Genomic DNA, 23,448 nt, shown 5'->3' on the forward strand with positions numbered 1-23,448 from the left:
TCAGCCCTCCTGGGGCAGCACCGGCGCGGCCGGCGCGAGCAGCGGATGGCTGCGCTCGTTGCGCCGGGCCAGCCACTGGTGCACGCCGGCGAACAGCACCGGCACAAAGAACAGGGTCGAAACGGTGGCGAACAGCAGGCCGCCGATCACGGCGCGTCCCAGCGGCGCGTTCTGCTCGCCGCCTTCGCCCAGGCCCAGCGCCATCGGGATCATGCCGATCACCATCGCCAGCGCCGTCATCAGCACCGGCCGGATGCGGGTGGCACCGGCCTCCAGCGCCGCGGCCAGCGGCGCCGAGCCGGCTTCGCGCTGCTGGCGGGCGAAGGCGACGACCAGGATCGAGTTGGCCGTGGCCACGCCCATCGTCATGATGGCGCCGGTCAGCGCCGGCACGCTCAGCGTGGTGCCGGTGATGAACAGCATCCAGGCGATGCCGGCCAGCGCCGCCGGCAGCGCCATGATGATGATGGCGGCGTCGATCCACGACTGGAAATTGACCACGATCAGCAGGTAGACCAGCACGATCGCCATCGCCAGCCCCAGGCCCAGGCCGATGAAGGACGACTGCATGGTCTGCACCTGGCCGCGCACCACCACCTGGCTGCCGCGCGCGAGCTTCGGCTTGACCTGGTCCACCAGCGCCTGCACCCGCGAGGCGACGCTGGCCAGGTCCGTGCCCTGCACGCTGACATACACGTCGATCGCGGGCGTGATGTTGTAGCGCGAGACGACCGGCAGCTGCCGCGTCTGCCGCGCCTCCACCAGGTTGCCCAGCAGCTGCCCGGAGCCGGCGGCGGCCGCCGCGTTGCCCACCGGGATGTTCAGCAGCGCGTCGAGCGAGTCCACCTGGTACTGCGGCGTCTGCACCACCACGCTGTAGACCACGCCGTTGCGTGGGTCCAGCCAGAAGGCCGGCGCCGTCTGCGAGCTGCCCGATAGCGCGATCAGCACGTTCTGGCCGACGTTGGCGGCCGACAGCCCCATCTGCTGCAGCTTGGTGCGGTCCATCTGCAGCGCCAGGCTGGGGCCGTCCAGCCGCTGGTGCACGTGGGCGTCCACCGCGCCGGGGACCTTCTGGATCTCGCGGGTGAGCTGCGCCGCCAGTTCCGCATTGGCCGCCAGGTTGGCCCCGGTGAACTGCACGTCGATCGCCGCCGGCAGGCCGAAGTTCAGGATCTGGGTGACGATGTCGGCCGGCTGGAAGAAGAACTCCACGCCCGGAAAGCGCCGGGGCAGTTCGCTGCGCAGCAGGCTGATCCAGTGCGTGGTCGGGCGATGGCCTTCGCGCAGCGACAGCAGCACCTCGGCGTCGAAGGTGCCGATGGTGCCGGCGTTGCTGTACGACAGGTTGATGCCGCTGTTGGGAACGCCCAGGTTGTCCAGGATGGTTTCCAGCTCGGACTTGGGCACCAGCTCGCGGATCGCCACTTCCACCGCGTCGGCCAGCCGCGCCGTCTCCTCGATCCGGGTGCCGGTGGCGGCGCGCATGTGCAGGCGGATCTGGCCGGCGTCCACCGTCGGGAAGAAGTCGCGCCCCAGCACCGGGTACAGCAGGCAGGACAGCAGGCAGAACGCCATGAACAGCAGGCCGAAGCGGCGCCGGTGCACCAGCAGCGTGGACAGCGACAGCGCGTAGCCGCGCCGCAGCCGTTCGAAGCGCCGGTCGAAGGCCTTGTACAGCCGCTGCAGCGGGGAGTTGCCCGCGCCCGCGCCCGCGCCGGCGCCGCCGCCGTGGCTCTTGTCCATCAGCAGCATCACCAGCGTCGGCACCAGGCTGCGCGACAGGAAGTACGAGGCCAGCATCGCGAACACCACCGCCTCGGCCATCGGAACGAACAGGAAGCGGGCCACGCCCGACAGGAAGAACATCGGCACGAACACGATGCAGATGCACAGGGTGGAGACGAAGGCCGGCACGCCGATCTCGCCGGCGCCGACCTCGATCGCCTCGCGCAGCGGCCGGCCCAGGTGCATGTGGCGCTCGATGTTCTCGATGGTCACGATCGCCTGGTCCACCAGGATGCCCACCGAGAGCGCCAGCCCGCCCAGCGTCATCAGGTTGAGCGTCTCGCCCAGCGCGAACAGCAGCAGGATCGAGGCCAGGATCGACAGCGGGATGGTCAGGGCGATGATCAGCGTGCTGCGCCAGTTGCCCAGGAACAGCAGCACCATCAGCGCGGTGAGCGCGGCGGCGATCAGCGCCTCCGCCACCACGCCCTTGATGGCGGCCTTGACGAACACCGACTGGTCGAACAGCGGCGTCACCTTGATGTCGGCCGGCATCGCCTGCGTCGCCCGCGGCAGCATGGCCCGCAGGTTGGAGACGATGTCCAGGGTGGAGGCGCCGCCGTTCTTGAGCACCGACAGCAGCACGCCGCGGGCGCCGTCCTGGCGCACCACGTTGGTCTGCGGCTGGAAGCCGTCGCGCACGAAGGCGACGTCGCTCAGGTAGGTGGTGGCGCCGTTGGCGCTGCGCACCGGCAGCTCGTTCAGGCCGGCGATCGCCTCGGGCGAGCCGTTCATGCGCACGCCGTATTCGAAGTCGCCGAGCTTGGCGGTTCCCGAGGGCAGGATCAGGTTCTGCGCGCCGATGGCGTTGACCACGTCGGCCGGCGCCAGGCCGCGCGCCTGCAGCGCCTGCGTGTCCAGGTCCACCGAGATCACCTTGACCTTGCCGCCGTAGGGAAACGGGATCGCCACGCCCGGGATCGTGACCAGCTGCGGCCGCAGGACGTTCACCGCGGCGTCGAACACCGATTGCTCCGGCAGCGTGCCGCTGGACAGCGCGAGCTGCACCACCGGGATGCTGGAGGCCGAGTACTTGATCACCAGCGGCGGCGTGATGCCGGGCGGCAGCTGCCGCACCTGGGTCTGCATCGAGGCGACGACCTGCGAGATCGCGGTCTGGATGTTGGCGGTCGGCTGGAAGAAGACCTTGATCACCGTGATGCCGGCCAGCGAGGTCGACTCGATGTGCTCGATGTCGCTGACCACCGTGGTCAGCCCGCGCTCGCTGGAGGAGGCGATGCGCTGCCCCATCTCCTGCGCCGGCAGGCCGTTGTAGCTCCAGATGATGCTGATCACCGGAATGTTGATTTCCGGAAAGATGTCGGTGGCCATGTTCCACAGCACGAAGGGCGTGGAGATCACGATCAGCATCGCCATCACGATGAACGTATAGGGGCGCTGCAGCGCCAGCTTGACCATCGACATCGGAACACCGCTTGGGGAGACAAGGGATGATAAGAGATCACACGATGCCGCCTGCGTAAAGTTGAGCCTGGACAGCGACGAAACCCGCGGGCCCGCGGCCGGCAACTTGTCACGCTCGGCGCCGGCGCCTACAGAGAAAGAGTCCCGCCGCGCCGGCGCCGTGCCTAGAATCCGCCCATGGACCAGAAGGACATCTTCAGAGACACCTTCATCCGCTGGCGCCGCTCCTACCTGCGCCTGCGGATGCTGGAGCGCAACTTCGTCAGCGAATCGCGCAGCGGCCGCGACCCGGCGCGGATCGCCGCGATGTACGAGAAGGTGGAAGCGGTGCGGGCCGCCACCACCGCGCTGTTCCATTCGGCCCAGACCGCCAGCATGGCGCACCAGATCCCGCCGGCGCGCGCCGGCGAAACCACCCTCTCCTGAGTCCGGCTAGGCCTTGCGCCGCCAGGGCATCACGCGGGTCGCCGCCAGCCGCAGCAGCATCACCGAGGCGTAGCCCAGCACGCTGATGGTGACGATGGCCACGTACATCGGCGCCACGTCGAACAGCTGCCAGCTGGACCAGATCACGCTGCCCAGGCCGCTCCTGGCGCCGACGAACTCGGCGGCCACCAGCACGATGTAGGCGATGCCCATCGCGATTTCCAGCCCGGTGAAGATGTGCGGCATCGCCGCCGGCAGCGCGATGGTCCGCACCAGCTGCAGGAAGCTGGCGCCGCAGTCCCGCCCCACGTCCAGGATCACCGGGCGGATCGCCAGCACGCCGGCGATCAGGTTGATCGCCACCACATAGAAGACCGCGACCGCCAGCATGATCACGATCGGCGGTTCGCCCAGCCCGACGACCAGCACCAGCAGCGGATAGATCGCCAGCTTGGGCACCGGGTAGGTGACGATCAGCCAGGGCTCGAACAGCGCCCGCGACCAGGAGGACAGCCCCAGCCACAGACCGGCGACGATGCCCAGCACCGCCCCGCCGGCGTAGCCGATCGCCAGGCGCCGCAGGCTGTCGCCAACGGCCCGGGCCAGTGAGCCGTCCTGCAGCATCTGGCGCGCCGTCACCGCCACCTCGCTGGGCGGGGGAAAGAAACGCCGGTCCAGGATGCCCTGGCGCGACATCGCCTCCCACAGCAGCAAGAGGAGAAAGGGCGAGGCGATCCGCAGCAGCCGCTGCCAGCGCGCCCTGGCCTCGCCGTGCTGCTTGAGCTGGCCGCGCTGGACGATGGTCATGCGGCCAGCTCCGGCGCGGCAGCGATGTCGGCCTGCAGCAGGTCCCACAGCTGCTGGTACAGCTGGCCGTATCTCGGGTTGCTGCGCAGGGCGATCACGTTGCGTGGCCGCGGCAGCTCCACCGGAATCACCGCCCGCACCCGGCCCGGCCGGGCGCTGAGCACCACGATGCGGTCCGACAGCGTGATCGCTTCGTCCAGGTTGTGCGTCACGAACAGCACGGTGCAGCGGTGCTGGCTCCACAGCCGCAGGATCTCGTCCTGCAGCACCAGCCGGGTCTGCTCGTCGAGCGCGCCGAAGGGCTCGTCCATCAGCAGCACCTCGGGCTCGTTGGCGAAGGCCCGGGCCACGCTGACGCGCTGGCGCATGCCGCCCGAGAGCTGCGAGGGGTAGGCGTTGCGGAAGGCAGCGAGTCCGACCTTCTCGATGAAATGGTCGACCACTTGCTGCCGGCGCGCCGCCGGCAGCCCGCGGATCTTCAGGCCGTAGCCGACGTTGTCCTGCGCGGTGAGCCAGGGAAACACCGACTCCTCCTGGAACACGGTGGAAGTGACCAGCCCGCTTTCGGTCGGCGCCGAGGCGATCTCCACCTGGCCGGCGTCGGCCTGCTCGAAGCCGCCGACGATGCGCAGCAGCGTGGTCTTGCCGCAGCCGCTGGCGCCGATGATGGAGACGAACTCGCCGTCGGCGATCTCCAGGTCGATGTCGCGCAGCGCTTCCACCGGCTGGCCGCCGCGCAGCCGGAAGCTCTTGCGCAGGCCGCGGACCGCGATCTTCAGGGCCGGCGGCGCGTCCGCCATCAGCGGGCCGGCCCGAGCACCGTCACCGCGTTGCGGACGAACTCGGTGTTGACGCTCTTGCGGATGTCCGCCGGCTCCTTCATCACGCCCCAGTCCATCCACTCCTTCTGGTAGCGCTCCAGCGATTCGACGTTGATGGCGCCGTTGGGGTCGACGCCGGTGAAGCTCATGCCGGTGCAATCGGCCGGCATCGCCGGGGTGTACTTGTTGATCACCTTGCAGACCTCGTTCTGCTGGCCGGCCTGCACCAGCCGCATGTAGTCGCGCTGGGCCCGCAGGTGCGCCACCATGAAGCGGCGGGCGGCGTCGGTCCTGGCAAAGCCGGGCGAGAACATCATGATGTTGGTGGCGTCGTTGGCCGAGGTGCGGTGCAGGTCCGATTCCGGCATCGAGTACGCCAGCCTCATCTTGCTCTCGATGGTCTGCACCAGCGGCGGGTAGACCATCACGGCGTCCACTGCCTTCTTCTGCAGCGCCGGCACGAACTGGCTGAACGGCATCTCGACGAACACCACGTCGTCCTTGCCCAGGCCGCCCTTGGAGATGCCGCGCATCACGTAATTCAGCGTGGTGGACTGCAGGCTGTTGACGCCGATCCGCTTGCCCTTGAGGTCGGCGACGGTCCGGACCTGGTCCTTCAGGTCGGCGCGCACCAGGATGCTGCCCGAGCCGGCGGTGTTGGTGTCCGGGCCGATCGGGCGCACCGCGGACTTCTCGGCCACGATCTGGATCGGCAGCCCGCGCTTGAGCGCGTTGAACAGGCCGGGCGTGGCGCTGCCGCTGCCGACGTCGAGCTTGTCGGTGGCCAGCAGCGCGATGGCGTCGGCGGCACTGGTCATGCGCTGCAGGTCCAGCTCCAGCCCCTGCTCCTTGTAGTAGCCCTGCTCGATGCCCCAGAACACGCCGACGTCGGCGGTGATGAACAGGATCGAGACCGTGACCTTGGTCGGCGCGGCGGCCGGCGCCTGCGCCAGTGCGCTGCCGGCGGCCAGCAGGCCGCAAGCGATGGCGACCACAAGGCGGCGGAGGGGATTGACGGGCATGGAGTCTCCTGGAAGGGGGTTCTTGTCAGATGCTGGGTGGATGGAATTTCATCCGCTGCAGCGGGAACACGTCCTCGATGTCGGGCGTGTCCCACTGCAGGTCGATCGGCGCCGATGCCTCGAGCACCATCTGCGCCAGCCCGTAGAGCCGGGCGTCCGGCGGCGCCAGCGCGTCGGGATCATTGGGCAGCGTGTTGAAGTACTGGAACATCGCCTCCAGCCGCGGCGACACGGCGGCGTGGAACTCGCGCAGCAGCTCGATCGGCGTGGAGACGCGCTTCTCGGCACGGCCCTTCTCGGTGCGGATCGACCAGTGCGCCACCCAGGGCGCCAGGTCGGCGAAGGCCTCGGGCAGCACCGGCCCCGGGTCCGCCTTTGCCTGCGGGTGGAAGGTGACGACGGACGTCATGGCGCCTCCAGCATGTCGCGGGTGACGGCGAAATGGTGCTGCAGCGCCATCTCCTGCTTGGACAGCAGCACGTGCGGCATCGAGCCCGAGGCCAGCATCTGCTGCTGCGCCTCCAGCGTGTTGAGGTCCTCGCGCACCACGTCGCGGCCGCGGGCGCGGAAGTAGTCTTGACTGAGGCGCTCGCCCAGGTTCTTCGGCTTGTAGTTGTAGGTGCGGTTGGTCACCAGCGTGCGCTCGTGGTCGATCGGCCAGAAGCTCATCTCGGCGCGGAAGTGGTTGCCGGCCACCACCACCAGGTTGGGAAAGAACTCCAGCACGTCGAAGGCCCAATACTCATAGCGCGTCGGGTTGACGCCGTCGGGCAGCATCGAGAAGTCGAAGTCGAAGGCCGGCAGGATCTTGCGGCCGTACCTGATCGCCAGTTCCTCCACCGGCAGGATGCGGTGGTCCGGGTTGCCCGGCGCCGAGTAGCGGTGGTGGCGCTTCATCAGCTCCATGTGGGGGCGGTGCCGCTGCGGGTTGATGCGGCCGCCCTGGTAGTCGCGCGCCGTGTTCTTGTGCAGGTACAGCGTGTGGTAGCCCTCGGTGAACGAATTCACCCCCAGGTGCCAGTTGGCCTTGATCTCGAAGCTGTAGCTGGCCACCTTCCGGTGCAGGTCCCAGTAGCCCTGGTAGCGGCCGAAGAACTCGGGGCCGAGGAACTCCTCCAGCGTCTCGCGCGGCTGCTCGTCGAAGTTCACGAAGATCAGGTTCTCCCATACCTGGGAGGTCACCGGGATCAGGCCGTAATCCTCCTTGTCCACCGCCTCGAACATGTGGGGGTCGGTGATCACGTCCAGCTTGCCCTCGCTGGAGAAGATCCAGCCGTGGAAGTTGCACATGAAGCTCTTGCGGCAGCCCTCGCCCTCGCGCACCAGCTTGTTGCCGCGGTGCCGGCAGGCGTTGTGGAACACCCGCACCTGGTCGTCCTGGCCGCGCACCACCAGCAGCGAGGCCTTGAAGGTCGGAATCTCGAACACGATGTAGCTGCCGCGCTCGGGCACGTCGTCGGTGTGGCCGACCATCAGCCAGGAGCGGCGGAAAATCTTCTCGCGCTCCAGCGCGAAATGCTCTGGTTTGAGCATGGCGGCGAGGTCCACCTTGGTCTTGAGTTTGTCGGGCGGATAGCCCACCCCGGCGAGCCGTTCCTGCCTCTGTGCGACCGTCTCCGTCTGCGATGACTGCACCTCAACTCCTTGTGCAGCCCGAGGCTGCCTCGTCCCGTAGGTAACCAATGGTAACCCGCAATGCCTCGGCGGCCACCGCGGAATTCCACTCTTGACTCGATCGTTGCGAGATTACCGCAGGCCTCCCGTTCGGCACCCGGATTCGACGGCTGGAGGACAAAACCCGGTGCTGCGGCGCCACAGCCACTGGACCTGGCCCGCGCGGGCTCCTAGAGTGATGACGCCATGCACACCGGTGCCCCCGATCACGACCACGGCCACGACCCGATCCTGAACCCCAGCACCTGGGGCGGGGCCGTCCGCCTGCTGGCCGGCTCGGCGGCGTTCTGGGCGCTGGCCGCGGCGCTGCTGCACCAGGCGGCGCCCTCGGGCGAAACCTTCCCGCGGCTGCTGGTCTTCACCGAATGCGTGGGCCTGACCATGACGCTGGCCATCCTGCTGATGAAAAGCTCCTCGCCGTTCTGGCGGCTGGAGCCGGTGGTGCGCGGCGTGCTGCTGGCGCTGGTGGCGCTGGCCGGCGGCTACATCGCCGGCCACGCGATCGCCATCCTGCTGCTGGGCGAGCCGATGCGCCTGTTCGGCCAGGGGCCCGAGGGCCTGGTGCCGATCGTGGTGGCAACGCTGGTCGCCGGCCTCGGCCTGCACTACTTCGCCACCCGCGAGCAGCTGTCCAGCGAAGCGGCAGCCCGCTCCGAGGCGCAGCGGCTGGCCAGCGAATCGCACCTGCGGCTGCTGCACTCGCAGCTGGAGCCGCACATGCTGTTCAACACCCTGGCCAACCTGCGCTCGCTGGTGCGCGACGATCCCGACGCGGCCGAGCGGATGATCGACCAGCTGATCACCTACCTGCGCGCTTCGCTGGCGGCCTCGCGGGTGCCCTGGACCACGCTGGGCGCGGAGTTCGCGCAGCTGCGCGCCTACCTGGACATCATGGCCACGCGCATGGGGCCGCGCCTGCAGTGGCGCCTGGACCTGCCTGCCGCCCTGGAAAGCGCGGCGATCGCGCCGATGCTGCTGCAGCCGCTGGTGGAAAACGCGATGAAGCACGGAGTGGAGCCGCAGGTGGGCGTGGGCCGGATCGAGGTCTGCGCACGCGAGACCGGGGACGGCATCGAGATCTCGGTCTGCGACAGCGGCCCGGGCCTGGCCCCGCAGCCGCACCCGGCCCCGGCGCCCGGCCGCCCCGGCCCCGCCGGCTACGGCCTGCAGCATGTGCGCGAACGCCTGCAGGCGCTGTACGGGGCCGCCGGCTCGCTCGTTCTGCAGCCGGCCCAGCCGACTGGCACCCGCGCCGTGGTGCGCTTTCCCCGGATGGATCCGGCGCCGTGAGCCAGCCCGCCCTGCCCTGCGCCGTCGTGGCCGAAGACGAGCCGGTACTGGCCCGCACGCTGGTGCGGCTGCTCGGCGACGCCTGGCCGCAGCTGCGGGTCGCCGCGGTCGCGAGCGACGGGCCGCAGGCGGTGGAACTGGCGCTGCAGCACCTGCCGCAGGTCCTGTTCCTGGACATCCGGATGCCAGGCCGCAGCGGGCTGGACGTGGCGCAGGCGGTGGCCGACGACTGGCCCGACGGCCAGGCGCCGCCGCTGATCGTGTTCGTCACGGCACACGACGAATTCGCGCTGGCGGCCTTCGAGCGCGCCGCCGCCGACTATGTGCTCAAGCCGGTGACGGCGCAGCGGCTGGCGCTGACGGTGCAGCGGCTGAAGGAGCGGCTGGCGCAGCGGCCGCAGGCGGCGCGCGCGGAAGGCCGGGCCGAACTGATGCAGCAGCTGCAGGCCATCGAAGCGCCGCCCGCCGAGCAGGAACGGATCAAGGTGATCCGGGCCGGGGTCGGCAACACGGTGCGCATGATCCCCGTGGGCGACGTGATCTGCCTGGAAGCCACCGAGAAATACGTGAACGTGGTCACCGCCGCCGGCGAATCGCTGGTGCGCATGAGCCTGCGCGAGCTGGCGGCGCGCATCGACGGCACGGAGTTCATCCAGGTCCATCGAAGCGCGCTGGTCAATACCGCCTGCATCCTGAGCGCGGTGCGCGACGAGAACGGCCATTACAGCCTGGCGCTGCGCGGCCTGCAGCGGCCGGTCAAGGTGAGCCGCGCGTTCGCCCACCTGTTCCGCGCGATGTGAGCGGGCCGCCGGGAGCAACGCCTTGCATCCCCGGTTGCTGATTGCGGGCCTGGCGCTGGCGGCGGCGCTGAGCGCACTGGCGCAGGCACCGCTTTCCGCGCCCGACGACGACATCCAGTTCGCGATCGCCAGGCGCGACGGCCAGCGCATCGCGGCCCTGGTGCGCGCGCGCCGGCCGCTCGATTTCAACTTCAGCGACAGCCACAGCGGGCGGACGCACGAATCGCCGCTGACCATGGCGGTGAACCGCGATTTCCCCGACATCGCGGGCCTGCTGCTCGGTGGCGGCGCCGATCCCAACCGCCGCGACGCGGCCGGCCGGGCGCCGATCCACCAGGCCCGCTCCGCCGCGATGGCGCGCCTGCTGGTGCAGGCCGGTGCCGATCCCAACGCGCTCGACGCGCGCGGGCGCAGCGCAGTCGCCCTGGCGGTCGAGCGCGGCGACCTGGCGGCCGTCGATGCCCTCCTGGCCGTGGGCGCCAGGCTCGACACTCCGCTCAAGGACACGGACCTGCTGGCCATCGCGATCGACGCCAGGCAGCCGCAGCTGGTGCGTCCGCTGCTCGAGCGCGGCTTCGACGTGCGCGCCACGCGCTCGCGGGCCATCTGGAAGCTGCTCGAGGGCGGCGACGAAGACACGGCGGTGCTGCTGGTTCAGCGCGGCGCCGATCCGAACGCGCGCGGCAACTACGGCGAGCCGCTGCTGGTGCGTGCGCTGTTCCGCCAACGCTACGCGCTGGCGCAGGCCCTGGTCGAGGCCGGTGCGAACCTGAAGCTGGCCGACGCGCCCGATTGCGCCAGGGGCGCGGGCTTCGGCTGCGTCTCCATCCAGCTCGCCAGGCTGGCAAGCTTCAACCCGCCGCTGCTCGCCACCCTGGTCGCGCGCGGCCTCGATCTCAATACGGTCGACGCGGCCGGCCACACCGCGCTGTCGTCGCTCATCACCGAGCAGACCTTCACCGTGCGCGCCGCCGGCAGCGACCCACAGGCGGCGGCCGGCGCCATCGCGCCACCCGACAACGTGGCGCGGGCCGGCGCGCTGCTGCGGCGCGGCGCCGATCCGAACATCCAGGACCGGGGCGCGACGCCGCTGATGCTCGCCATCGCCATTGCGGGCCGCGCCGGCTTCGTCGACCTGCTGCTGGAGCACGGCGGCCGGATCGAGTTCGAGCGCGGCATCCCGCCGCCGGGCGAACCCTATGCCGCTACGTTGCCGGGCAACCCGGCCGGGGCCACCAGCATTCCCGTGCTGAACGACCAGGGCGTGCTCACCGGCATCCGGATCGGGCCGCTCACCTGGGCGGTGCTGCACGGTCGGGCCGACGTGGCACTGCGCCTGCTGGCGCGCGGCGAGAAGGCGGGGCCCGCCGACCGCCACCTGCTGTATTTCGCCGCTGCCCTGGGGCAGGGCGACGCGGTGCCGAGGCTGCTGCGGTGGACGCGGGAAGTCAATGCCGCCGACCGCGCCGGCGTCACCCCGCTGATGTTCGCCGCCAGTGCGGGCAATGCCACCGCCGTCGGCGCGCTGCTGGCGGCCGGCGCCCGGGTCAACGCACGCAGCGACCGCGACTGGCCGCCGCTGCTCGAGCGCGGCATCACTCACTACTTCAGCGGCCATCCGCCGTCGCGGCAACCCCTGGTCGGCGGCTACACGGCGCTGCGCGCAGCCAGAGAACGCGGGCACGCCGAAGTCGCGCGGCTCCTGCTCGACGCCGGCGCGCGCGATTGATGCGGGCAAAAAAATGCCCGTGCCGGCTGCCCGGCACGGGATGCAAGGTCCGCGCGTTGCGCGGCCCGCGTCAGGCGACGTCCTGCGGGTGATTGCGGGCAGCCTGGACGGCTTCTTCCTTGACGGCGCCGACGTCGCGCGACGAGCCGGCCTGCTGGTTGATCACGGAGGTTTCGCCGCCTTCGCCGTACTGGATTTCTCCGGCGGCAGCGGCGCGCTGGTACTCGGCCTGGACTTCGGCGCGTGTCAGCGCGCTGGTCGTCGGCTGGTTGCGGTTCTGCAGGTTGTAGTCGTCGGCGCCGGTGGAACCTTCCGCATGAGCGGCGGCCGCGGCGACGATTGCCAGGGAGAGCAGTGCAAGGTGCTTCATGATGATGTCCTTCCGGGTTGTGCCGAAGGCCCGTGCCTTCGACCCGGTGGACTGTGGGCGAACCCGCAGCGGCTTTCCAGCCGCCTGCGACGAACCGCCGGATCATGGCCGCGACGCGTCGGCGCAGCGGAGCCAGCGGCAACCGGACCGGCTCAGGCCGCCAACGGCGCGGGACCGCTGTTGCGGCTGCGCAGGGCCTGCGCCGCGACGTCGTAATGCCGCTCCTGCTCCGCCTTCAGGCTCAGCACCTCCGCCTGCAAGGCGTCGGGCCGGGGCTGCAGCCCCTGCTTCCAGGCCAGGACGGCGGCAGCCAGCCGCTCCTCGGCCTCACAGCATTTCTGGTGGGCGCGCTGCCAGGCGCCGAAGGCGCGCGCGATCTGAATCTGTCCCTGATCCTGCATGTCCGTTCCCCTGAATGTTGTGCAACGATCCTGCCCCGCGGCTGAGGCAGCGGCAATTGAACGTTCGGATAGTGGGAAACGCAGGCGAAAAAAAGCCCCGCCGCGGCGGGGCCTGTCGGCACCGGAGCGGCCGCTCAGAGCGCCACCACCGTGCCCGGCTCGACGCGGCGCTCGTGGCGCTTCTTGCCGGCGATCCGCGCTTCGGCGGAAGTGAACTCGTGGGCATGGCCGCTCTGGTGAGCGGCACGTCCGCCGAGGCTGGCGATCTGGCGCTGGCGCTCGGGTGACATGGCAGCAAAACCGCGCTTCGCCCGAGGGACCGACCCCTCATACTTCTCAGTCATTTCACTCTCCTTGAGACATTCCAGCCGATTGCTGGAGAAGCTAGTTTGCAGAGCGATAACCTCATTTCGTATAGCTGAGGAAACAGTCGGGCAGCCGTCCTACAGCTCATCGGTAAGTCGTTCCGGACCGGCAATAATTGCGGCAAGAGCTCTACGCTAAACCGGGCTCGTCAGGGGCAATCCGGCAGCGATCCCAGCGTATCGGTGCCCGCTGCATCGGCCGCGCAGCGCAGGTACTTCTGCCCCTCGCCGGTCTGAGCCACCTGCACCTCGGTGCGGCGGCCGTCGCGGACCACGAGGAAGGTGTACTGCCGCAGTTCGATGGTGCGGATGGCTTCGTCGACCGTGAGCGTCCACGGCAATTTCGAATTGTTGGTGCCGCCGATGTGGCTGATGCGAAGCGGCTGCTGCTGGCTGGAGGTCTTGCGGGTGCAGAGGATCTTGAGGGACGGCATTTCTTGTTGTTCAACGACGCCAGGAAGCTGGCGGCCCACATTTGAACAGATGCCGCCGCCCCCTTTTCGACCCTGCGGCACTACGCCGACTTGCGGCGCGGCGCCGGCTTGACGCTGGCGCGCGACTTGGCAGCCGTCTTGCTGGCGGCGGCGCGCTTGAGCGGCGCCGCCTCGTCGTTGGCTGCGGCTGCGCGGGCGCGGCTGGCCCTGGTGGCCGGCGCCGTTGCCGTCGCGGGCGACTTCAGGCTGCGCTTGAGCAGCTCGGTCAGGTCGATGATCTCGGCGCTGGGGGCGGCCACTTCCTCGCCGGGCAGCGGCTGCAGCGTAGCGACATCGCCGGCTTTGGCCTTGGCCTGCACCAGCTCGTTGAGCTTTTGCTTGAATTCGTCATGGAACAGGCTCGGGCTCCAGGCGTCGGCCATGTCGTTGACCAGCTGCTCGGCCATCTTCATCTCGCGTTCGGTCGGCGCGGCCGTGCCCGCGTCAGGCATCGCCGACGCCGGAAAATCGCGCACCTCGTCGGCCCATCGCAGCAGGTAGAGCGCCAGGCCGTCCTGGTAGGGAGCCAGCGTGGCCAGGTGCTGCTTGGTGGAGATCACCACCCGCGCCAGGCCGGCCTTGCCCGTCCTGCGCAACGTGTCGCGCAGCAACAGGTAGGCCTTCTGGCCCTTGCGGTCCGGCGCCACGTAATACGGCTTCTGGAAATACACCGGTGGGATGTCGCCGGCCTGCACGAAGGCCTCGATCTCGATGGTCTGGGTCGATTTGGGCAGCGCCGAGCGGATTTCTTCCTTCGACAGCACCACGTACTGCCCGTCCTCCACCTCGATGCCCTTGACCAGCTCCTCGCGCTGGACCGCCTCGCCGGTGGTCTTGCTCACCTGCTTGTTGCCCACCGGGCTCATCGACGCCTTGTCGATCAGGTTGAACCTGGGCCGGGTTTCGGCGGTGGCGCTGTACAGGGCCACGGGGATGTGGACCAGCCCGAAGCTGATTGCGCCTTTCCAGACGGTGCGGGTGCTCGCGGTCGCCATGATGTGCCTGCCTTGGGTCGAGGAGTTGGTCCACCAGCTTAGGCCAGGCATGGCTCGGCAGCTGTAGGACAGCCAGCAATCCCGCGTGCGCCCGCCGCGCAAGGCCGGCGCAACGGCGCAAAAAAGGCGCTGGAATCCTGTGAATTCGTCACCAGAATGAAGCCGGTGCGGCGACTAGATTCGTTGCATCAGGGATAGGTGGTGAACCATGAACCTCATCAAGCACGAAGACGAGCTGTGGCTGTACCACGGCGCCCAGGAAGTCTTTTCCTACCGCGATGCCCTCGCCTTGAGCGAGTTCCGGTTCGACTACGCCTACGTGCTGCCGGACCGCGGCCACGAGACGATCTATGCCACTTTCTCGGCGCTGCTCGACGGCGAGCCGTCGACGCTCAACATCTCGGTGGAAAAGAAGTCCGACGGCCGCTGGCGCCGCGAACACGCCATCGAGCCGGGCAGCCTGCCCAGCAGCGGCTATTCCGGTGAGTAGCCGCTGGCCTTGACCAGCCGCGCGAAGTCCCGGCTCTCGTCGGCCATCAGCGCCGCCAGCTCCTGCGCCCCGGCCGGCGCCGGCTCGAACAGGTAGCGCGCCAGCCGCTCGCGCGGCCCCGGCCCCTGCACCGCCAGCTGGGCCGCCGCCGAGAACCGGCGCACCAGCTCGGGCGCCATGCCGGCCGGCCCGTAGACGCCGCAGGTGGTGGTGTTGCTCACGTTGATGCCGCATTCGCGCAGCGTCGGCACATCGGGCAGCTGCGAGGAGCGCTTGCCGCCGGAGACCGCCAGGATGCGGATCTTGCCGGCGCGGTGCAGTTCCACCATCTGGCTGACGCCGGTGACCAGCATCGGCAGCCGGCCGCTGGCCAGGTCCAGCGCCGACACGCCGCTGTCCTTGTACGGCACGTGGGTCAGCTCGATGCCGGTGGCCAGCCCCATCGAGATGCCGACGAAGTGGGAGAGCGAGCCGTTGCCCGGCGAGCCGAAGGCCGCGAAGGACTTGTCGGCCCTGGCCAGCGCGATCAGCTCCTGCATGGTCCGCGCCTTCATCTGCGGGCCGGTGGCGATGCCGACGTCGAACGAGGCCACCGATGCGATCGGCGTGAAGTCCCGCACCGGGTCGTAATCCAGCCTGGCGTAGATGTGCGGATAGATGGTGAACGGGCCGGTGGTGCACAGCATCAGCGTGCGGCCGTCCGGCGGCGAGCGCCGCAATTCGTTGAGCGCAATGCGCTGGCCGGCGCCCGGCCGGTTCTCCACGATCACCGGCCGGCCCAGCACCTCGCGCATCTTCTCGGCCACCAGGCGGGCGGTGAAGTCGTTGCCCGAGCCGGCCGAGATGCCGCACAGCATGCGGATCGGCGACTTGTCGTCCTGGGCGCCGGCCCGGCCGCCGGCCAGCGCCAGCGCGCCGGCCGCCAGCGTGCCCAGCGCGCGGCGCCGCGACGTCGTCTGCAGCCTCACTTGGCCATCGCCGCTTCGGCGCCGGCTGCTGCTGGCTTGAGCACACGGTCCGCCTGCTTCATGTGCTCGTCGTAGGCCTGCTGCCATTCGACCGACTGGTGCTCCTCGAAGTAGCCGCTGCGCGCGCCCATCATCACTTCCGGCTGGTCGATGCCCGGCGCCGGCGTGCCGCTGGCGAAGGCCCGCGCCGCCTGCAGCGCACGCCGACGGGTCCTGGCGATCATCAGGTCGCCCGGGCCGAGGTGTTCGTGCGAATGGTCGGTGATGGCGCCCATGCTCTCGGTCACGGCCTGGTCCTGCAGGCCGATGTGGTCGATGCCGGAATAGATGCGGTTGGTGCGCTGCGCTTCGCGGTCCATGGTCCAGTCGTTGGATTCGTCGGCGACCACCTTGTAGCGGCCCAGCCAGCCGGTGTCCCGCGGCGCGAACTCCGGCTGCGGGCGGGCGCCGCCCAGCGGCTTGCCGTCCTTGAGCGGCGCGCCGGTGTTGCCCAGCTTCTTGCTGCGGCGGCGCCAGAAAATCATCATGGTGTGCTCGTCGTCCAGCGGCACCCAGGCGCGGGCCTGGATGTTGTGCGGGAATTCGCCCTGCGGCGTCTGGGTCCAGAACGGGAACATGTAGTTGGCGAAGCGCCAGTAGGTCGTCTCTGGCTTGACGGTCCGGTAGGCGCCGTAGTTGGTGCCCCAGGGCGTGTCGCGCACGTGGTATTCGGGCGCCCGCTCGGTGGCCGTGTGCTCCAGCGGATGGCCCTCTGGCACGTTGCCCGGGTCGAGGTGGCCCACATGCAGGAAGCCGAAGTGCGAGGTGTCGATGTCGCCCTCCAGCGACTGCATCCAGTTGCAGCTGCGCATCATGAAGGAGATGTCCACCTCGCCCTCACCCAGCAGCGTGGCTTCCACCATCGGCAGCGGCGGCGGCACCTTGCGCTCGCCCATGTAGACCCACAGCATGCCGTTGCGGTCCACCGCCGGGTAGGCCTTGGCCTTGACCTTGTCCTTGAAGTCCTGGCTGGGCGGCACGCTGGGCATGTCGACGCAGTTGCCCTGCACGTCGAACTTCCAGCCGTGGTAGATGCAGCGGATGCCGCCCTCCTCGTTGCGGCCCAGCACCAGCGAGGCATTGCGGTGCGGGCACATGTGGTCCATCACGCCGGGCCTGCCGTCGCTGTCGCGGAAGGCGACCAGCTTCTCGCCCAGCAGCAGCAGCCGCATCGGCGTGCCGTCGGCCTCCAGTTCGCTGGACTTCGCAGCCGGGATCCAGTACTGCCGCATGAAATTGCCCATCACGCTGCCGGGTCCGACGCGGGTGAGGTCTTCGCTGTCTTTGCTCTGCTTCATGGTTCGCTCCACATCGATCAAGGAAAAGGAAAATTCATTGCGCCGCGGCGTCGCGCAGCATCCGTATCTGGCCGACCTGGCCGCCGGGCCCCAGGCCCGAGTAGCCTTCCACCCGGTCCAGGTCCACGATCACCGCCACGCCCAGCATCGCGAAGTCGTGCTCCCGCTCCGCCTGCGGGGCAGCGTCGAACACCCGCTGGCGGTCCGCGGCCAACGCCGTGACCCGGGCCCGGCCCTGGAAGTTGTAGGTGGCCTTGCTCTCCTCGTTGCGGTAGACCAGCGCCAGCTTCGGGTTCTTGCGGATCGCCTGGATGAATGCGCCGTCGGCGCTGCGGATCCACAGCGCCAGCTGGTCGTCGCTCCAGGCCTGCACCGAGCCGCGGAAACTCAGCACCGGCTGGCCCTGCGGATCGCAATAGGCCACCAGCATCGGATGGCGCTCCACCAGCGCGTGGTCCACCATCGCCTTCAGCGTCTCGGGCAGCACGATGGGCGTGGCCTGGGGCGGCGGCGTGCGCTGCTGCTGCACCAGCGCGATCGCATCGCCCTCGAAGCCCAGCGTGACCACCAGGCCGCGGTCCATCGTCCCCGGCCGGCGCTCGCCGGTCAGCCGCACCTTGTCGTCGACGGCCAGCGGCTCCTGCCATTGCAGCTTGCGCGCCAGCTCGCCGTTGGGCGCGCTGGCCAGCAACTCGGCGACTGCCTGGGCGCCCTGCGCGCCCTTGCCCAGCGTCATGAACTTCGCCTGGGGATGCAACAGCGACTGCAAGCGGGGCTGCGCCCGCTCCGCCGGCGCGGTGAGTGCGGCGAGGAAGGCCCGGGCGGCGTCGATCCGCGCAGCCGCCATCACGCGTCCTCCCGCACGTAGCCGCTGGCTTTCACCAGCGCTTCGAAGCGCTTGCGTTCGTCGGCCAGCGACGCCGCCAGCTGCGGGCCTGTCATCGGCGACGGCGCCATGCCCTGGCCGGCCATCCGGTCGCGCACGTCCGGCTTGGCCAGCATCGGCATCACGGCGTTGTAGATCTTCTCCACCAGCTCGCGCGGCATCTTGGCCGGGCCGTACAGGCCGGCCGAGTTCTGGATCGCGACGTTCACCCCGGCTTCGCGCAGCGTCGGCACGTCGGGCACCAGCGGCGAGCGCTGTTGGCCGGAAACCGCCAGCAAGCGGATGCGGCCGCTCTTGTGCTGCTCCACCAGCGGGCTGGTGCCGGTGATCAGCACCGGCAGCCGGCCCGATGCCAGGTCGATGATGCCGACCCCGCTGTCCTTGTAGTGCACCGGCGCCATCGGCACGCCGGTGGCCAGCGCCATCGCGATGCCGACGAAGTGCGACGAGGAGCCGGCACCCGGCGCATCGCCGTACACCGCGCCGGCCGTCTGGGCCTTCGACCAGGCGATCAGCTGCTTCATGTCGGTGGCGCCGGTCATCGGGCCGGTGGCGACGCCGACGTCGAACCAGCAGATGCCGGCGATCGGCGTGAAGTCGGCGACCGGGTCGTAATCGAGCTTGTTGTAGATGTTGGGATAGATCGCGAACGCGCTGCTGGTGGAGAACATCAGCGTGCGGCCGTCGGGCGCCGAGCGCTTGAGCTCGCCCAGCGCCACCCGGCCACCGGCGCCCAGCTTGCTGACCACGATCACCGGCCGGCCCAGCGTCTCGCGCAGCTGCTCGGCGACCAGGCGGGCGGTGAAGTCCATCGAGGACGCGGCGCCGACCAGGATGGTGACGGGCGACTTGTCGTCCTGCGACCAGGTGCCGCCGGCTGCCAGCGACAGCGCGCCGGCCGCCAGGCCCTGCAGGGTGGAGCGGCGGGTGCTCATGCGTCTTCCTTCACGTAGCCGCTGGCCTTGACCAGCACCTCGAAGCGCTTGCGCTCCTCGGCCAGCGAAGCGGCCAGCTGCGCGCCGGTGGCGGGCCACGGCGTCATGCCCTGCGCGGCCAGCCTGTCCTTGATCGCCGGGTTGGCCAGCATCGGCACGATGGCGGCGTGGTAGCGCCGCACCATGTCCGGCGGCATGCCGCGCGGCCCGAACACGCCGGTGGAGGTGGTGCTGCTGACGTTGACCCCGGCCTCGCGCAGCGTCGGCACCTCGGGCACCAGCGGCGAGCGGGTGTCGCCCGAGACCGCCAGGATGCGGATCCGGCCGGCCTTGTGCATCTCCACCAGCGGGCTCAGGCCGGTGATCATGATCGGCAGCCGGCCGCCGGCCAGGTCGATGATGCCGACCCCGCTGTCCTTGTAGGCGACGTGCGTCATCGGCGTGCTGGTGGCCAGCGCGATCGACAGCCCGACGAAATGCGACAGCGAGCCGTTGCCTGGCGCCGAGCCGAACACGGCGTCGCCGGGCTTGCGCGCGCGCGCCCACTCCACCATCTGGGCCAGCGTGCTGGCCCCGACCATCGGGCCGGTGGCGACGGCCACGTCGAAGGCCGAGACGCCGGCGATCGGCGTGAAGTCCGCTACCGGGTCGTAGTCCAGCTTGTTGTAGATGTGCGGATAGATCGCGAACGGGCCGCTGGTGGCGAACACCAGCGTGCGGCCGTCGGGCGCGGCCCGCTTGCATTCGCCCAGCGCCAGCCGCTGGCCGGCGCCCAGCTTGGGCACCACGATGGTCGGCCGGCCCAGCGCCTCGCGCATCTGGTCGGCGATCAGGCGGGCGGTGAAATCCATCGACGACGCCGCCCCCACCAGGATGGTGATCGGCTGCTTGTCGTCCTGCGCGAAGCTGCGGCCGGCCGCCAGCGCGAGCGCGCCCGCGGCCAGGCCCTGCAGAGTGGAACGTCGGGTGGTCATGCTTGTCTCCTGTGGATTCGGGTGCGGCGTCAGAACGGCGACTGCAGCTGCGCCAGCAGCGGCCACTCGCGGTCCGCCGGAAAGACGAAGGCGGGCGCGTCGCCGCACGGCCAGCGGATGGCCAGCGCCGGATCGTTCCAGCGCAGGCCGGCGGCCAGCGCCTTGTCGTTGTAGTCGGTGAGCCGGAACGTCACCTCGGTGTCGTCCTCCAGCGTGCAGAAGCCGTGGGCGAAGCCCGGCGGCACGTGCAGCTGGCGCCAGTCGCCGCCGGCCAGTTCCACCGAGGCATGCAGGCCGTAGGTGAGGGATCCGCGCCGGATGTCGACGCAGACGTCGAGGATGCGGCCGCGCGCCACCCGCACCACCTTGTGCTGCGCGTGCGGCGGGCGCTGGAAGTGCAGCCCGCGGACGGTGTGCCGCTGCGGATAGAACGACGCGTGCTCCTGCACGTAGTGCGAGGCCATGCCGGCCCGCTCGAATTCCCGCTCGCTGTAGTAGTAGCTGTAGCGCCCGTTGGCGTCGGCGCTGCGGTCCGGCTCGATCAAGAACAGGCCGGCCAGGCCCAGCGAAGTCGTCTCCATGTGGCTTTCTGAAAAACTGGATCGGAATATAATTCCATTTTTGAGATAGCGCAAACTCGCTGCAGATTTTTCTCCGTAGTTTCCCTAGCCCTCCATCACACCCATGTCCAGAATCGTCCTCGGAATCGGCACCTCCCACACCCCCATGCTCAACGCGCCGCTGGGCGACTGGTCGCGCTTCATCGAGCGCGACCGGCTGCGGCCCCACCTGGACAAGGCCGGTCGGCCGATGACCTACGAGCAGCTGCTGGCACAGGCCGATCCGCAGATGGGCGCGCAGCTCACCCCCGAGGTGTTCGCGGCGCGGCACCAGGCGGCGCTGGCGCAGGTGGAGCGGCTGGGCGACATCGTGCGCAGCGCCCGGCTGGACACGCTGATCGTGGTCGGCGACGACCAGAAGGAGCTGTACGGCGACGACAACATGCCCGCGATGCTGCTGTACCGCGGCGCCACCATCCGCAACGTGCCGCTGGCGGACCACCCCGGGCCGGACTGGGCGCGCGCCGCTTCGGCCCGCTACTTCGAGCCGGACCAGCCGCGCGACTACCCGGTGGACGACAAGCTGGCCTCGCACCTGATCGACCGGCTGATGGAGGACGAATTCGACCTGGCCTGCGCCGACCGCATCGCCGAGGGCTACGGCGAGGGCCACGCCTTCGGCTTCGTCCACAACCGGCTGCTCAAGGGCAGCATCATTCCGGTGGTGCCGGTGTTCCTGAACACCTACTACCCGCCCAACCAGCCGAGCCCGGCCCGCTGCTACAAGCTGGGCCAGGCGATCGCGCGGGCGGTGGCGAGCTTTCCCGGCGACGCCCGGGTGGGCGTGCTGGCCTCGGGCGGCCTGAGCCACTTCACGGTGGACGAGGAGCTCGACACCCGCGTGATGCAGGCGCTGCGCAAGCGAGACGTGGCCTCGCTCACCGGCATCGCGCGCGCCCAGCTCAATTCCGGCAACTCCGAGATCCGCAACTGGATCTGCATGGCCGGCGCCTCCGAGCACCTCGAGCTCGGCGACATGCAGTACATCCCGGCGTACCGCACGCCGGCCGGCACCGGCACCGGCCTGTGCTTCGCCGACTGGAGCTAGGCCGATGGACCTGCTCGCGATGCGGCTGAGCGCGATCCGCTACGCGGCCGCCGGCATCAACCTGTACGAATTCACGCCGCTGGACGGCGCCGCCCTGCCCGCCTTTGGCGCCGGCGCCCACATCGACCTGCACCTGCCCAACGGGCTGGTGCGCCAGTATTCGCTGTGCAATCCGTCGCACGAGCACCACCGCTTCGTGGTCGGCGTCAAGCGCGACATCAACAGCCGCGGCGGCTCGCGCTGCGTGCACGACGAGCTGCGGGCCGGCTCGGTGCTGCAGGTCGGCGGCCCGCGCAACAACTTCGAGCTGAACGAAGACGCGCTGCACACGGTGCTGATCGCCGGCGGCATCGGCGTCACGCCGATCGCCTGCATGGTGCAGCGGCTGCAGGTGCTGGGCCGCTCCTTCGAGCTGCATTACGGCGTGCGCCAGCGCGAGGAAGCGGCCTTCCTGGACGTGCTGGCCGGCACGGGCTGCCACCTGCACGTCGATGCCGAGCACGGCGGCGTGCCGCTGGACATCGCCGCCGTCTTGGCCGCCGCGCCGGCCGATGCGCACCTGTATTGCTGCGGTCCCGGGCCGATGCTCGATGCCTTCGAGGCCGCCGCCGCCGGCCGGCCGCCGGCGCTGGTGCACGTGGAGCGCTTCAGCCCGGTGCAGCCCGCCGCCGTGGCCGGCGGCTTCACGGTGAAGCTGGCCAGGACCGGCGGCAGCGTCTACGTTGCGCCCGGCCACAGCATCCTCGATACACTTCGCGCGGGTGGCATCGACGTGCCGGCGTCCTGCGAGCAGGGGATCTGCGGCACCTGCGAGACCCGGGTGCTGGCCGGCACGCCGGACCACCGCGACTCGCTGCTGTCGGACGAGGAGAAGGCCGCCAACAACGTGATGATGGTCTGCTGCTCCGGCAGCAAGGAAGACATTTTGATATTGGATCTCTGAGTGGGACGACCGACGCGCAAGGACAAGCCGATGCTGCCCGATTACGGGGAAGGCATCCAGATCAAGACCGAAGACGAGGATCCGCGGTTCAACAACGCACTGGCGCGGGGCCTTGCGATCCTGCGCGCCTTCCAGCTCGATCAGACCCTGCTGGGCAACATCGAACTGGCGCAGGTCACCGGCCTGCCCAAGTCCACGATCTCGCGCCTGACCTACACCCTCACGCAGCTGGGCTACCTGCACTACCGCGAGGAGTTCGGCAAGTACGAGCTGGCCGCCGGCGTGGTGGGCCTGGCCTATCCGTACCTGGCCAACATGGCGCTGCCGGCGATCGCGCGGCCGCTGATGGAGGAGCTGGCGGCCAGGAGCAAGACCAACGTCGGCCTGGGCGTGCACGAGGGCATGAGCATCCTGTACCTGGAATACGCGCTGGGGGAAGCCAACCCGAACCGGCGCCAGCGCGTGGGCTTCCGGGTGCCGCTGGTGCGCACGGCGATGGGCCGCGCCTGCATCGGCGCGATGCGCGCCGACGAGCGCGAGCGGCTGTACGGCGAGCTGTCCGGCTATTACCGGCGCGAGTGGCCGGCGTTGCAGCAGGAACTGGACGACGCGGTGGCGCAGGTGGAGCACAAGGGCTACTGCATCGCCGCCGGCACCTTCCAGCGCAGCACCAACTCGGTCGCCGTGCCCTACGTGCACGCCGACGGCCGCACGCTGATGGCGCTCAACTCCCAGGGCTCGGCGCAGGCGCAGACACAGGCCGTGATGGAACGCAACGGCCGCAAGCTGGTGGAGATGGCCGCCGAGATCCGCAGGCGCATGGCCGCCGCACCACCAACTCCTTCACTCGGCCGCCGCTAA

25 protein-coding genes are annotated in these 23,448 nt (G+C 69.8%); 8 read left to right on the top strand and 17 right to left on the bottom strand.

Going from position 1 to position 23,448, the window contains the following annotated elements; all coding sequences use genetic code 11:
• Nucleotides 1-3,213 (bottom strand): efflux RND transporter permease subunit, encoded by a 3,213-nt coding sequence (locus tag ACFPOE_RS04915; protein ID WP_376848900.1) that lies wholly within the window; start codon nucleotides 3,211-3,213, stop codon nucleotides 1-3.
• 177 nt (nucleotides 3,214-3,390) lie between these two features.
• Here ACFPOE_RS04915 and ACFPOE_RS04920 point away from each other — a divergent pair, with 177 nt between their 5' ends.
• Nucleotides 3,391-3,639, top strand: coding sequence for a hypothetical protein (locus tag ACFPOE_RS04920; RefSeq protein WP_376848901.1), 249 nt, complete (start codon nucleotides 3,391-3,393; stop codon nucleotides 3,637-3,639).
• Between the two features lie 6 nt (nucleotides 3,640-3,645).
• Here the strand turns inward: ACFPOE_RS04920 and ACFPOE_RS04925 are convergent, their stop codons facing one another.
• Genes ACFPOE_RS04925 through ACFPOE_RS04945 form a run of 5 tightly spaced genes read right to left on the bottom strand, consistent with a single transcriptional unit; the run spans nucleotide 3,646 to nucleotide 7,924 of the window.
• A complete protein-coding gene (locus tag ACFPOE_RS04925; protein WP_376848902.1) occupies nucleotides 3,646-4,446 on the bottom strand; it encodes an ABC transporter permease in 801 nt (266 codons plus the stop codon).
• Entirely contained in the window at nucleotides 4,443-5,246 is an 804-nt protein-coding gene (locus ACFPOE_RS04930; RefSeq protein WP_376848903.1) for an ABC transporter ATP-binding protein, read from the bottom strand. The genes ACFPOE_RS04925 and ACFPOE_RS04930 overlap by 4 nt, the downstream gene beginning before the upstream one ends.
• On the bottom strand, nucleotides 5,246-6,289 hold the full coding sequence (locus ACFPOE_RS04935; protein WP_376848904.1) for an ABC transporter substrate-binding protein: 1,044 nt from the start codon (nucleotides 6,287-6,289) through the stop codon (nucleotides 5,246-5,248). The genes ACFPOE_RS04930 and ACFPOE_RS04935 overlap by 1 nt, the downstream gene beginning before the upstream one ends.
• A 25-nt stretch (nucleotides 6,290-6,314) precedes the next feature.
• Nucleotides 6,315-6,698 carry a hypothetical protein gene (locus ACFPOE_RS04940; protein ID WP_376848905.1) on the bottom strand — a complete coding sequence of 128 codons (384 nt, stop codon included), beginning with the start codon at nucleotides 6,696-6,698 and terminating at the stop codon, nucleotides 6,315-6,317.
• Nucleotides 6,695-7,924 carry an aromatic ring-hydroxylating oxygenase subunit alpha gene (locus ACFPOE_RS04945; protein WP_376848906.1) on the bottom strand — a complete coding sequence of 410 codons (1,230 nt, stop codon included), beginning with the start codon at nucleotides 7,922-7,924 and terminating at the stop codon, nucleotides 6,695-6,697. Before ACFPOE_RS04945 ends, ACFPOE_RS04940 begins: the two co-directional genes overlap by 4 nt.
• A gap of 225 nt (nucleotides 7,925-8,149) precedes the next feature.
• On the opposite strand from ACFPOE_RS04945, the gene ACFPOE_RS04950 reads away from it, so the two are divergent.
• Genes ACFPOE_RS04950 through ACFPOE_RS04960 form a run of 3 tightly spaced genes read left to right on the top strand, consistent with a single transcriptional unit; the run spans nucleotide 8,150 to nucleotide 11,782 of the window.
• Nucleotides 8,150-9,253, top strand: a complete 1,104-nt coding sequence (locus ACFPOE_RS04950) for a sensor histidine kinase (RefSeq protein WP_376848907.1) — start codon at nucleotides 8,150-8,152, stop codon at nucleotides 9,251-9,253.
• A complete protein-coding gene (locus ACFPOE_RS04955; protein WP_376848908.1) occupies nucleotides 9,250-10,053 on the top strand; it encodes a LytR/AlgR family response regulator transcription factor in 804 nt (267 codons plus the stop codon). The genes ACFPOE_RS04950 and ACFPOE_RS04955 overlap by 4 nt, the downstream gene beginning before the upstream one ends.
• Nucleotides 10,054-10,075: 22 nt before the next feature.
• Complete coding sequence (locus ACFPOE_RS04960) at nucleotides 10,076-11,782, top strand: ankyrin repeat domain-containing protein (RefSeq protein ID WP_376848909.1); 1,707 nt, start codon at nucleotides 10,076-10,078, stop codon at nucleotides 11,780-11,782.
• Between the two features lie 70 nt (nucleotides 11,783-11,852).
• Here the strand turns inward: ACFPOE_RS04960 and ACFPOE_RS04965 are convergent, their stop codons facing one another.
• The 5 genes from ACFPOE_RS04965 to ku all read right to left on the bottom strand — a co-directional run bounded on the left by ACFPOE_RS04965 (nucleotide 11,853) and on the right by ku (nucleotide 14,386).
• A complete protein-coding gene (locus ACFPOE_RS04965) occupies nucleotides 11,853-12,152 on the bottom strand; it encodes a DUF4148 domain-containing protein (RefSeq protein WP_376848910.1) in 300 nt (99 codons plus the stop codon).
• 152 nt (nucleotides 12,153-12,304) lie between these two features.
• On the bottom strand, nucleotides 12,305-12,553 hold the full coding sequence (locus ACFPOE_RS04970; protein WP_376848911.1) for a hypothetical protein: 249 nt from the start codon (nucleotides 12,551-12,553) through the stop codon (nucleotides 12,305-12,307).
• Nucleotides 12,554-12,687: 134 nt separating this feature from the next.
• On the bottom strand, nucleotides 12,688-12,897 hold the full coding sequence (locus ACFPOE_RS04975; RefSeq protein ID WP_376848912.1) for a KGG domain-containing protein: 210 nt from the start codon (nucleotides 12,895-12,897) through the stop codon (nucleotides 12,688-12,690).
• A 170-nt stretch (nucleotides 12,898-13,067) separates the two neighbouring features.
• A complete protein-coding gene (locus ACFPOE_RS04980; protein WP_376848913.1) occupies nucleotides 13,068-13,352 on the bottom strand; it encodes a DUF3892 domain-containing protein in 285 nt (94 codons plus the stop codon).
• Between the two features lie 80 nt (nucleotides 13,353-13,432).
• On the bottom strand, nucleotides 13,433-14,386 hold the full coding sequence (gene ku, locus ACFPOE_RS04985) for a non-homologous end joining protein Ku (RefSeq protein ID WP_376848914.1): 954 nt from the start codon (nucleotides 14,384-14,386) through the stop codon (nucleotides 13,433-13,435).
• A gap of 208 nt (nucleotides 14,387-14,594) precedes the next feature.
• Here ku and ACFPOE_RS04990 point away from each other — a divergent pair, with 208 nt between their 5' ends.
• Nucleotides 14,595-14,876: a hypothetical protein gene (locus ACFPOE_RS04990; RefSeq protein WP_376848915.1), complete on the top strand. Its 282-nt coding sequence runs from the start codon at nucleotides 14,595-14,597 to the stop codon at nucleotides 14,874-14,876.
• Here the strand turns inward: ACFPOE_RS04990 and ACFPOE_RS04995 are convergent.
• The 6 genes from ACFPOE_RS04995 to rfbC are packed head-to-tail and all read right to left on the bottom strand — an operon-like array spanning nucleotide 14,861 to nucleotide 20,557.
• A complete protein-coding gene (locus tag ACFPOE_RS04995) occupies nucleotides 14,861-15,844 on the bottom strand; it encodes a Bug family tripartite tricarboxylate transporter substrate binding protein (protein WP_376848916.1) in 984 nt (327 codons plus the stop codon). The genes ACFPOE_RS04990 and ACFPOE_RS04995 overlap by 16 nt on opposite strands.
• Nucleotides 15,841-17,181, bottom strand: a complete 1,341-nt coding sequence (locus ACFPOE_RS05000) for a Rieske 2Fe-2S domain-containing protein (protein WP_376848917.1) — start codon at nucleotides 17,179-17,181, stop codon at nucleotides 15,841-15,843. The genes ACFPOE_RS04995 and ACFPOE_RS05000 overlap by 4 nt, the downstream gene beginning before the upstream one ends.
• 34 nt (nucleotides 17,182-17,215) lie before the next feature.
• A complete protein-coding gene (locus tag ACFPOE_RS05005; protein WP_376848918.1) occupies nucleotides 17,216-18,028 on the bottom strand; it encodes a pyridoxamine 5'-phosphate oxidase family protein in 813 nt (270 codons plus the stop codon).
• A complete protein-coding gene (locus ACFPOE_RS05010) occupies nucleotides 18,028-19,002 on the bottom strand; it encodes a Bug family tripartite tricarboxylate transporter substrate binding protein (protein ID WP_376848919.1) in 975 nt (324 codons plus the stop codon). Before ACFPOE_RS05010 ends, ACFPOE_RS05005 begins: the two co-directional genes overlap by 1 nt.
• Nucleotides 18,999-19,976: a Bug family tripartite tricarboxylate transporter substrate binding protein gene (locus tag ACFPOE_RS05015; RefSeq protein ID WP_376848920.1), complete on the bottom strand. Its 978-nt coding sequence runs from the start codon at nucleotides 19,974-19,976 to the stop codon at nucleotides 18,999-19,001. The genes ACFPOE_RS05010 and ACFPOE_RS05015 overlap by 4 nt, the downstream gene beginning before the upstream one ends.
• Before the next feature lie 29 nt (nucleotides 19,977-20,005).
• A complete protein-coding gene (gene rfbC, locus ACFPOE_RS05020; protein ID WP_376848921.1) occupies nucleotides 20,006-20,557 on the bottom strand; it encodes a dTDP-4-dehydrorhamnose 3,5-epimerase in 552 nt (183 codons plus the stop codon).
• A gap of 103 nt (nucleotides 20,558-20,660) precedes the next feature.
• On the opposite strand from rfbC, the gene ACFPOE_RS05025 reads away from it, so the two are divergent.
• Genes ACFPOE_RS05025 through ACFPOE_RS05035 form a run of 3 tightly spaced genes read left to right on the top strand, consistent with a single transcriptional unit; the run spans nucleotide 20,661 to nucleotide 23,448 of the window.
• A complete protein-coding gene (locus tag ACFPOE_RS05025) occupies nucleotides 20,661-21,644 on the top strand; it encodes a DODA-type extradiol aromatic ring-opening family dioxygenase (RefSeq protein WP_376848922.1) in 984 nt (327 codons plus the stop codon).
• A 4-nt stretch (nucleotides 21,645-21,648) separates the two neighbouring features.
• Nucleotides 21,649-22,587: a PDR/VanB family oxidoreductase gene (locus ACFPOE_RS05030; protein ID WP_376848923.1), complete on the top strand. Its 939-nt coding sequence runs from the start codon at nucleotides 21,649-21,651 to the stop codon at nucleotides 22,585-22,587.
• A complete protein-coding gene (locus ACFPOE_RS05035; protein WP_376848924.1) occupies nucleotides 22,588-23,448 on the top strand; it encodes an IclR family transcriptional regulator in 861 nt (286 codons plus the stop codon).

It is taken from the genome of Caenimonas terrae (assembly GCF_042655405.1).
GTDB classification, from domain to species: Bacteria; Pseudomonadota; Gammaproteobacteria; order Burkholderiales; family Burkholderiaceae_C; genus Ramlibacter; species Ramlibacter terrae_A.

Excerpts from the sequence above, each read along its gene's own strand:
- ACFPOE_RS04915 (WP_376848900.1), bottom strand. The coding sequence starts at position 3,213 with ATGTCGATGGTCAAGCTGGCGCTGCAGCGCCCCTATACGTTCATCGTG.
- ACFPOE_RS04920 (WP_376848901.1), top strand. The coding sequence starts at position 3,391 with ATGGACCAGAAGGACATCTTCAGAGACACCTTCATCCGCTGGCGCCGC.
- ACFPOE_RS04925 (WP_376848902.1), bottom strand. The coding sequence starts at position 4,446 with ATGACCATCGTCCAGCGCGGCCAGCTCAAGCAGCACGGCGAGGCCAGG.
- ACFPOE_RS04930 (WP_376848903.1), bottom strand. The coding sequence starts at position 5,246 with ATGGCGGACGCGCCGCCGGCCCTGAAGATCGCGGTCCGCGGCCTGCGC.
- ACFPOE_RS04935 (WP_376848904.1), bottom strand. The coding sequence starts at position 6,289 with ATGCCCGTCAATCCCCTCCGCCGCCTTGTGGTCGCCATCGCTTGCGGC.
- ACFPOE_RS04940 (WP_376848905.1), bottom strand. The coding sequence starts at position 6,698 with ATGACGTCCGTCGTCACCTTCCACCCGCAGGCAAAGGCGGACCCGGGG.
- ACFPOE_RS04950 (WP_376848907.1), top strand. The coding sequence starts at position 8,150 with ATGCACACCGGTGCCCCCGATCACGACCACGGCCACGACCCGATCCTG.
- ACFPOE_RS04965 (WP_376848910.1), bottom strand. The coding sequence starts at position 12,152 with ATGAAGCACCTTGCACTGCTCTCCCTGGCAATCGTCGCCGCGGCCGCC.
- ACFPOE_RS04970 (WP_376848911.1), bottom strand. The coding sequence starts at position 12,553 with ATGCAGGATCAGGGACAGATTCAGATCGCGCGCGCCTTCGGCGCCTGG.
- ACFPOE_RS04975 (WP_376848912.1), bottom strand. The coding sequence starts at position 12,897 with ATGACTGAGAAGTATGAGGGGTCGGTCCCTCGGGCGAAGCGCGGTTTT.
- ACFPOE_RS04980 (WP_376848913.1), bottom strand. The coding sequence starts at position 13,352 with ATGCCGTCCCTCAAGATCCTCTGCACCCGCAAGACCTCCAGCCAGCAG.
- ku (WP_376848914.1), bottom strand. The coding sequence starts at position 14,386 with ATGGCGACCGCGAGCACCCGCACCGTCTGGAAAGGCGCAATCAGCTTC.
- ACFPOE_RS04990 (WP_376848915.1), top strand. The coding sequence starts at position 14,595 with ATGAACCTCATCAAGCACGAAGACGAGCTGTGGCTGTACCACGGCGCC.
- ACFPOE_RS05000 (WP_376848917.1), bottom strand. The coding sequence starts at position 17,181 with ATGAAGCAGAGCAAAGACAGCGAAGACCTCACCCGCGTCGGACCCGGC.
- ACFPOE_RS05005 (WP_376848918.1), bottom strand. The coding sequence starts at position 18,028 with ATGGCGGCTGCGCGGATCGACGCCGCCCGGGCCTTCCTCGCCGCACTC.
- ACFPOE_RS05010 (WP_376848919.1), bottom strand. The coding sequence starts at position 19,002 with ATGAGCACCCGCCGCTCCACCCTGCAGGGCCTGGCGGCCGGCGCGCTG.
- ACFPOE_RS05015 (WP_376848920.1), bottom strand. The coding sequence starts at position 19,976 with ATGACCACCCGACGTTCCACTCTGCAGGGCCTGGCCGCGGGCGCGCTC.
- rfbC (WP_376848921.1), bottom strand. The coding sequence starts at position 20,557 with ATGGAGACGACTTCGCTGGGCCTGGCCGGCCTGTTCTTGATCGAGCCG.
- ACFPOE_RS05025 (WP_376848922.1), top strand. The coding sequence starts at position 20,661 with ATGTCCAGAATCGTCCTCGGAATCGGCACCTCCCACACCCCCATGCTC.
- ACFPOE_RS05030 (WP_376848923.1), top strand. The coding sequence starts at position 21,649 with ATGGACCTGCTCGCGATGCGGCTGAGCGCGATCCGCTACGCGGCCGCC.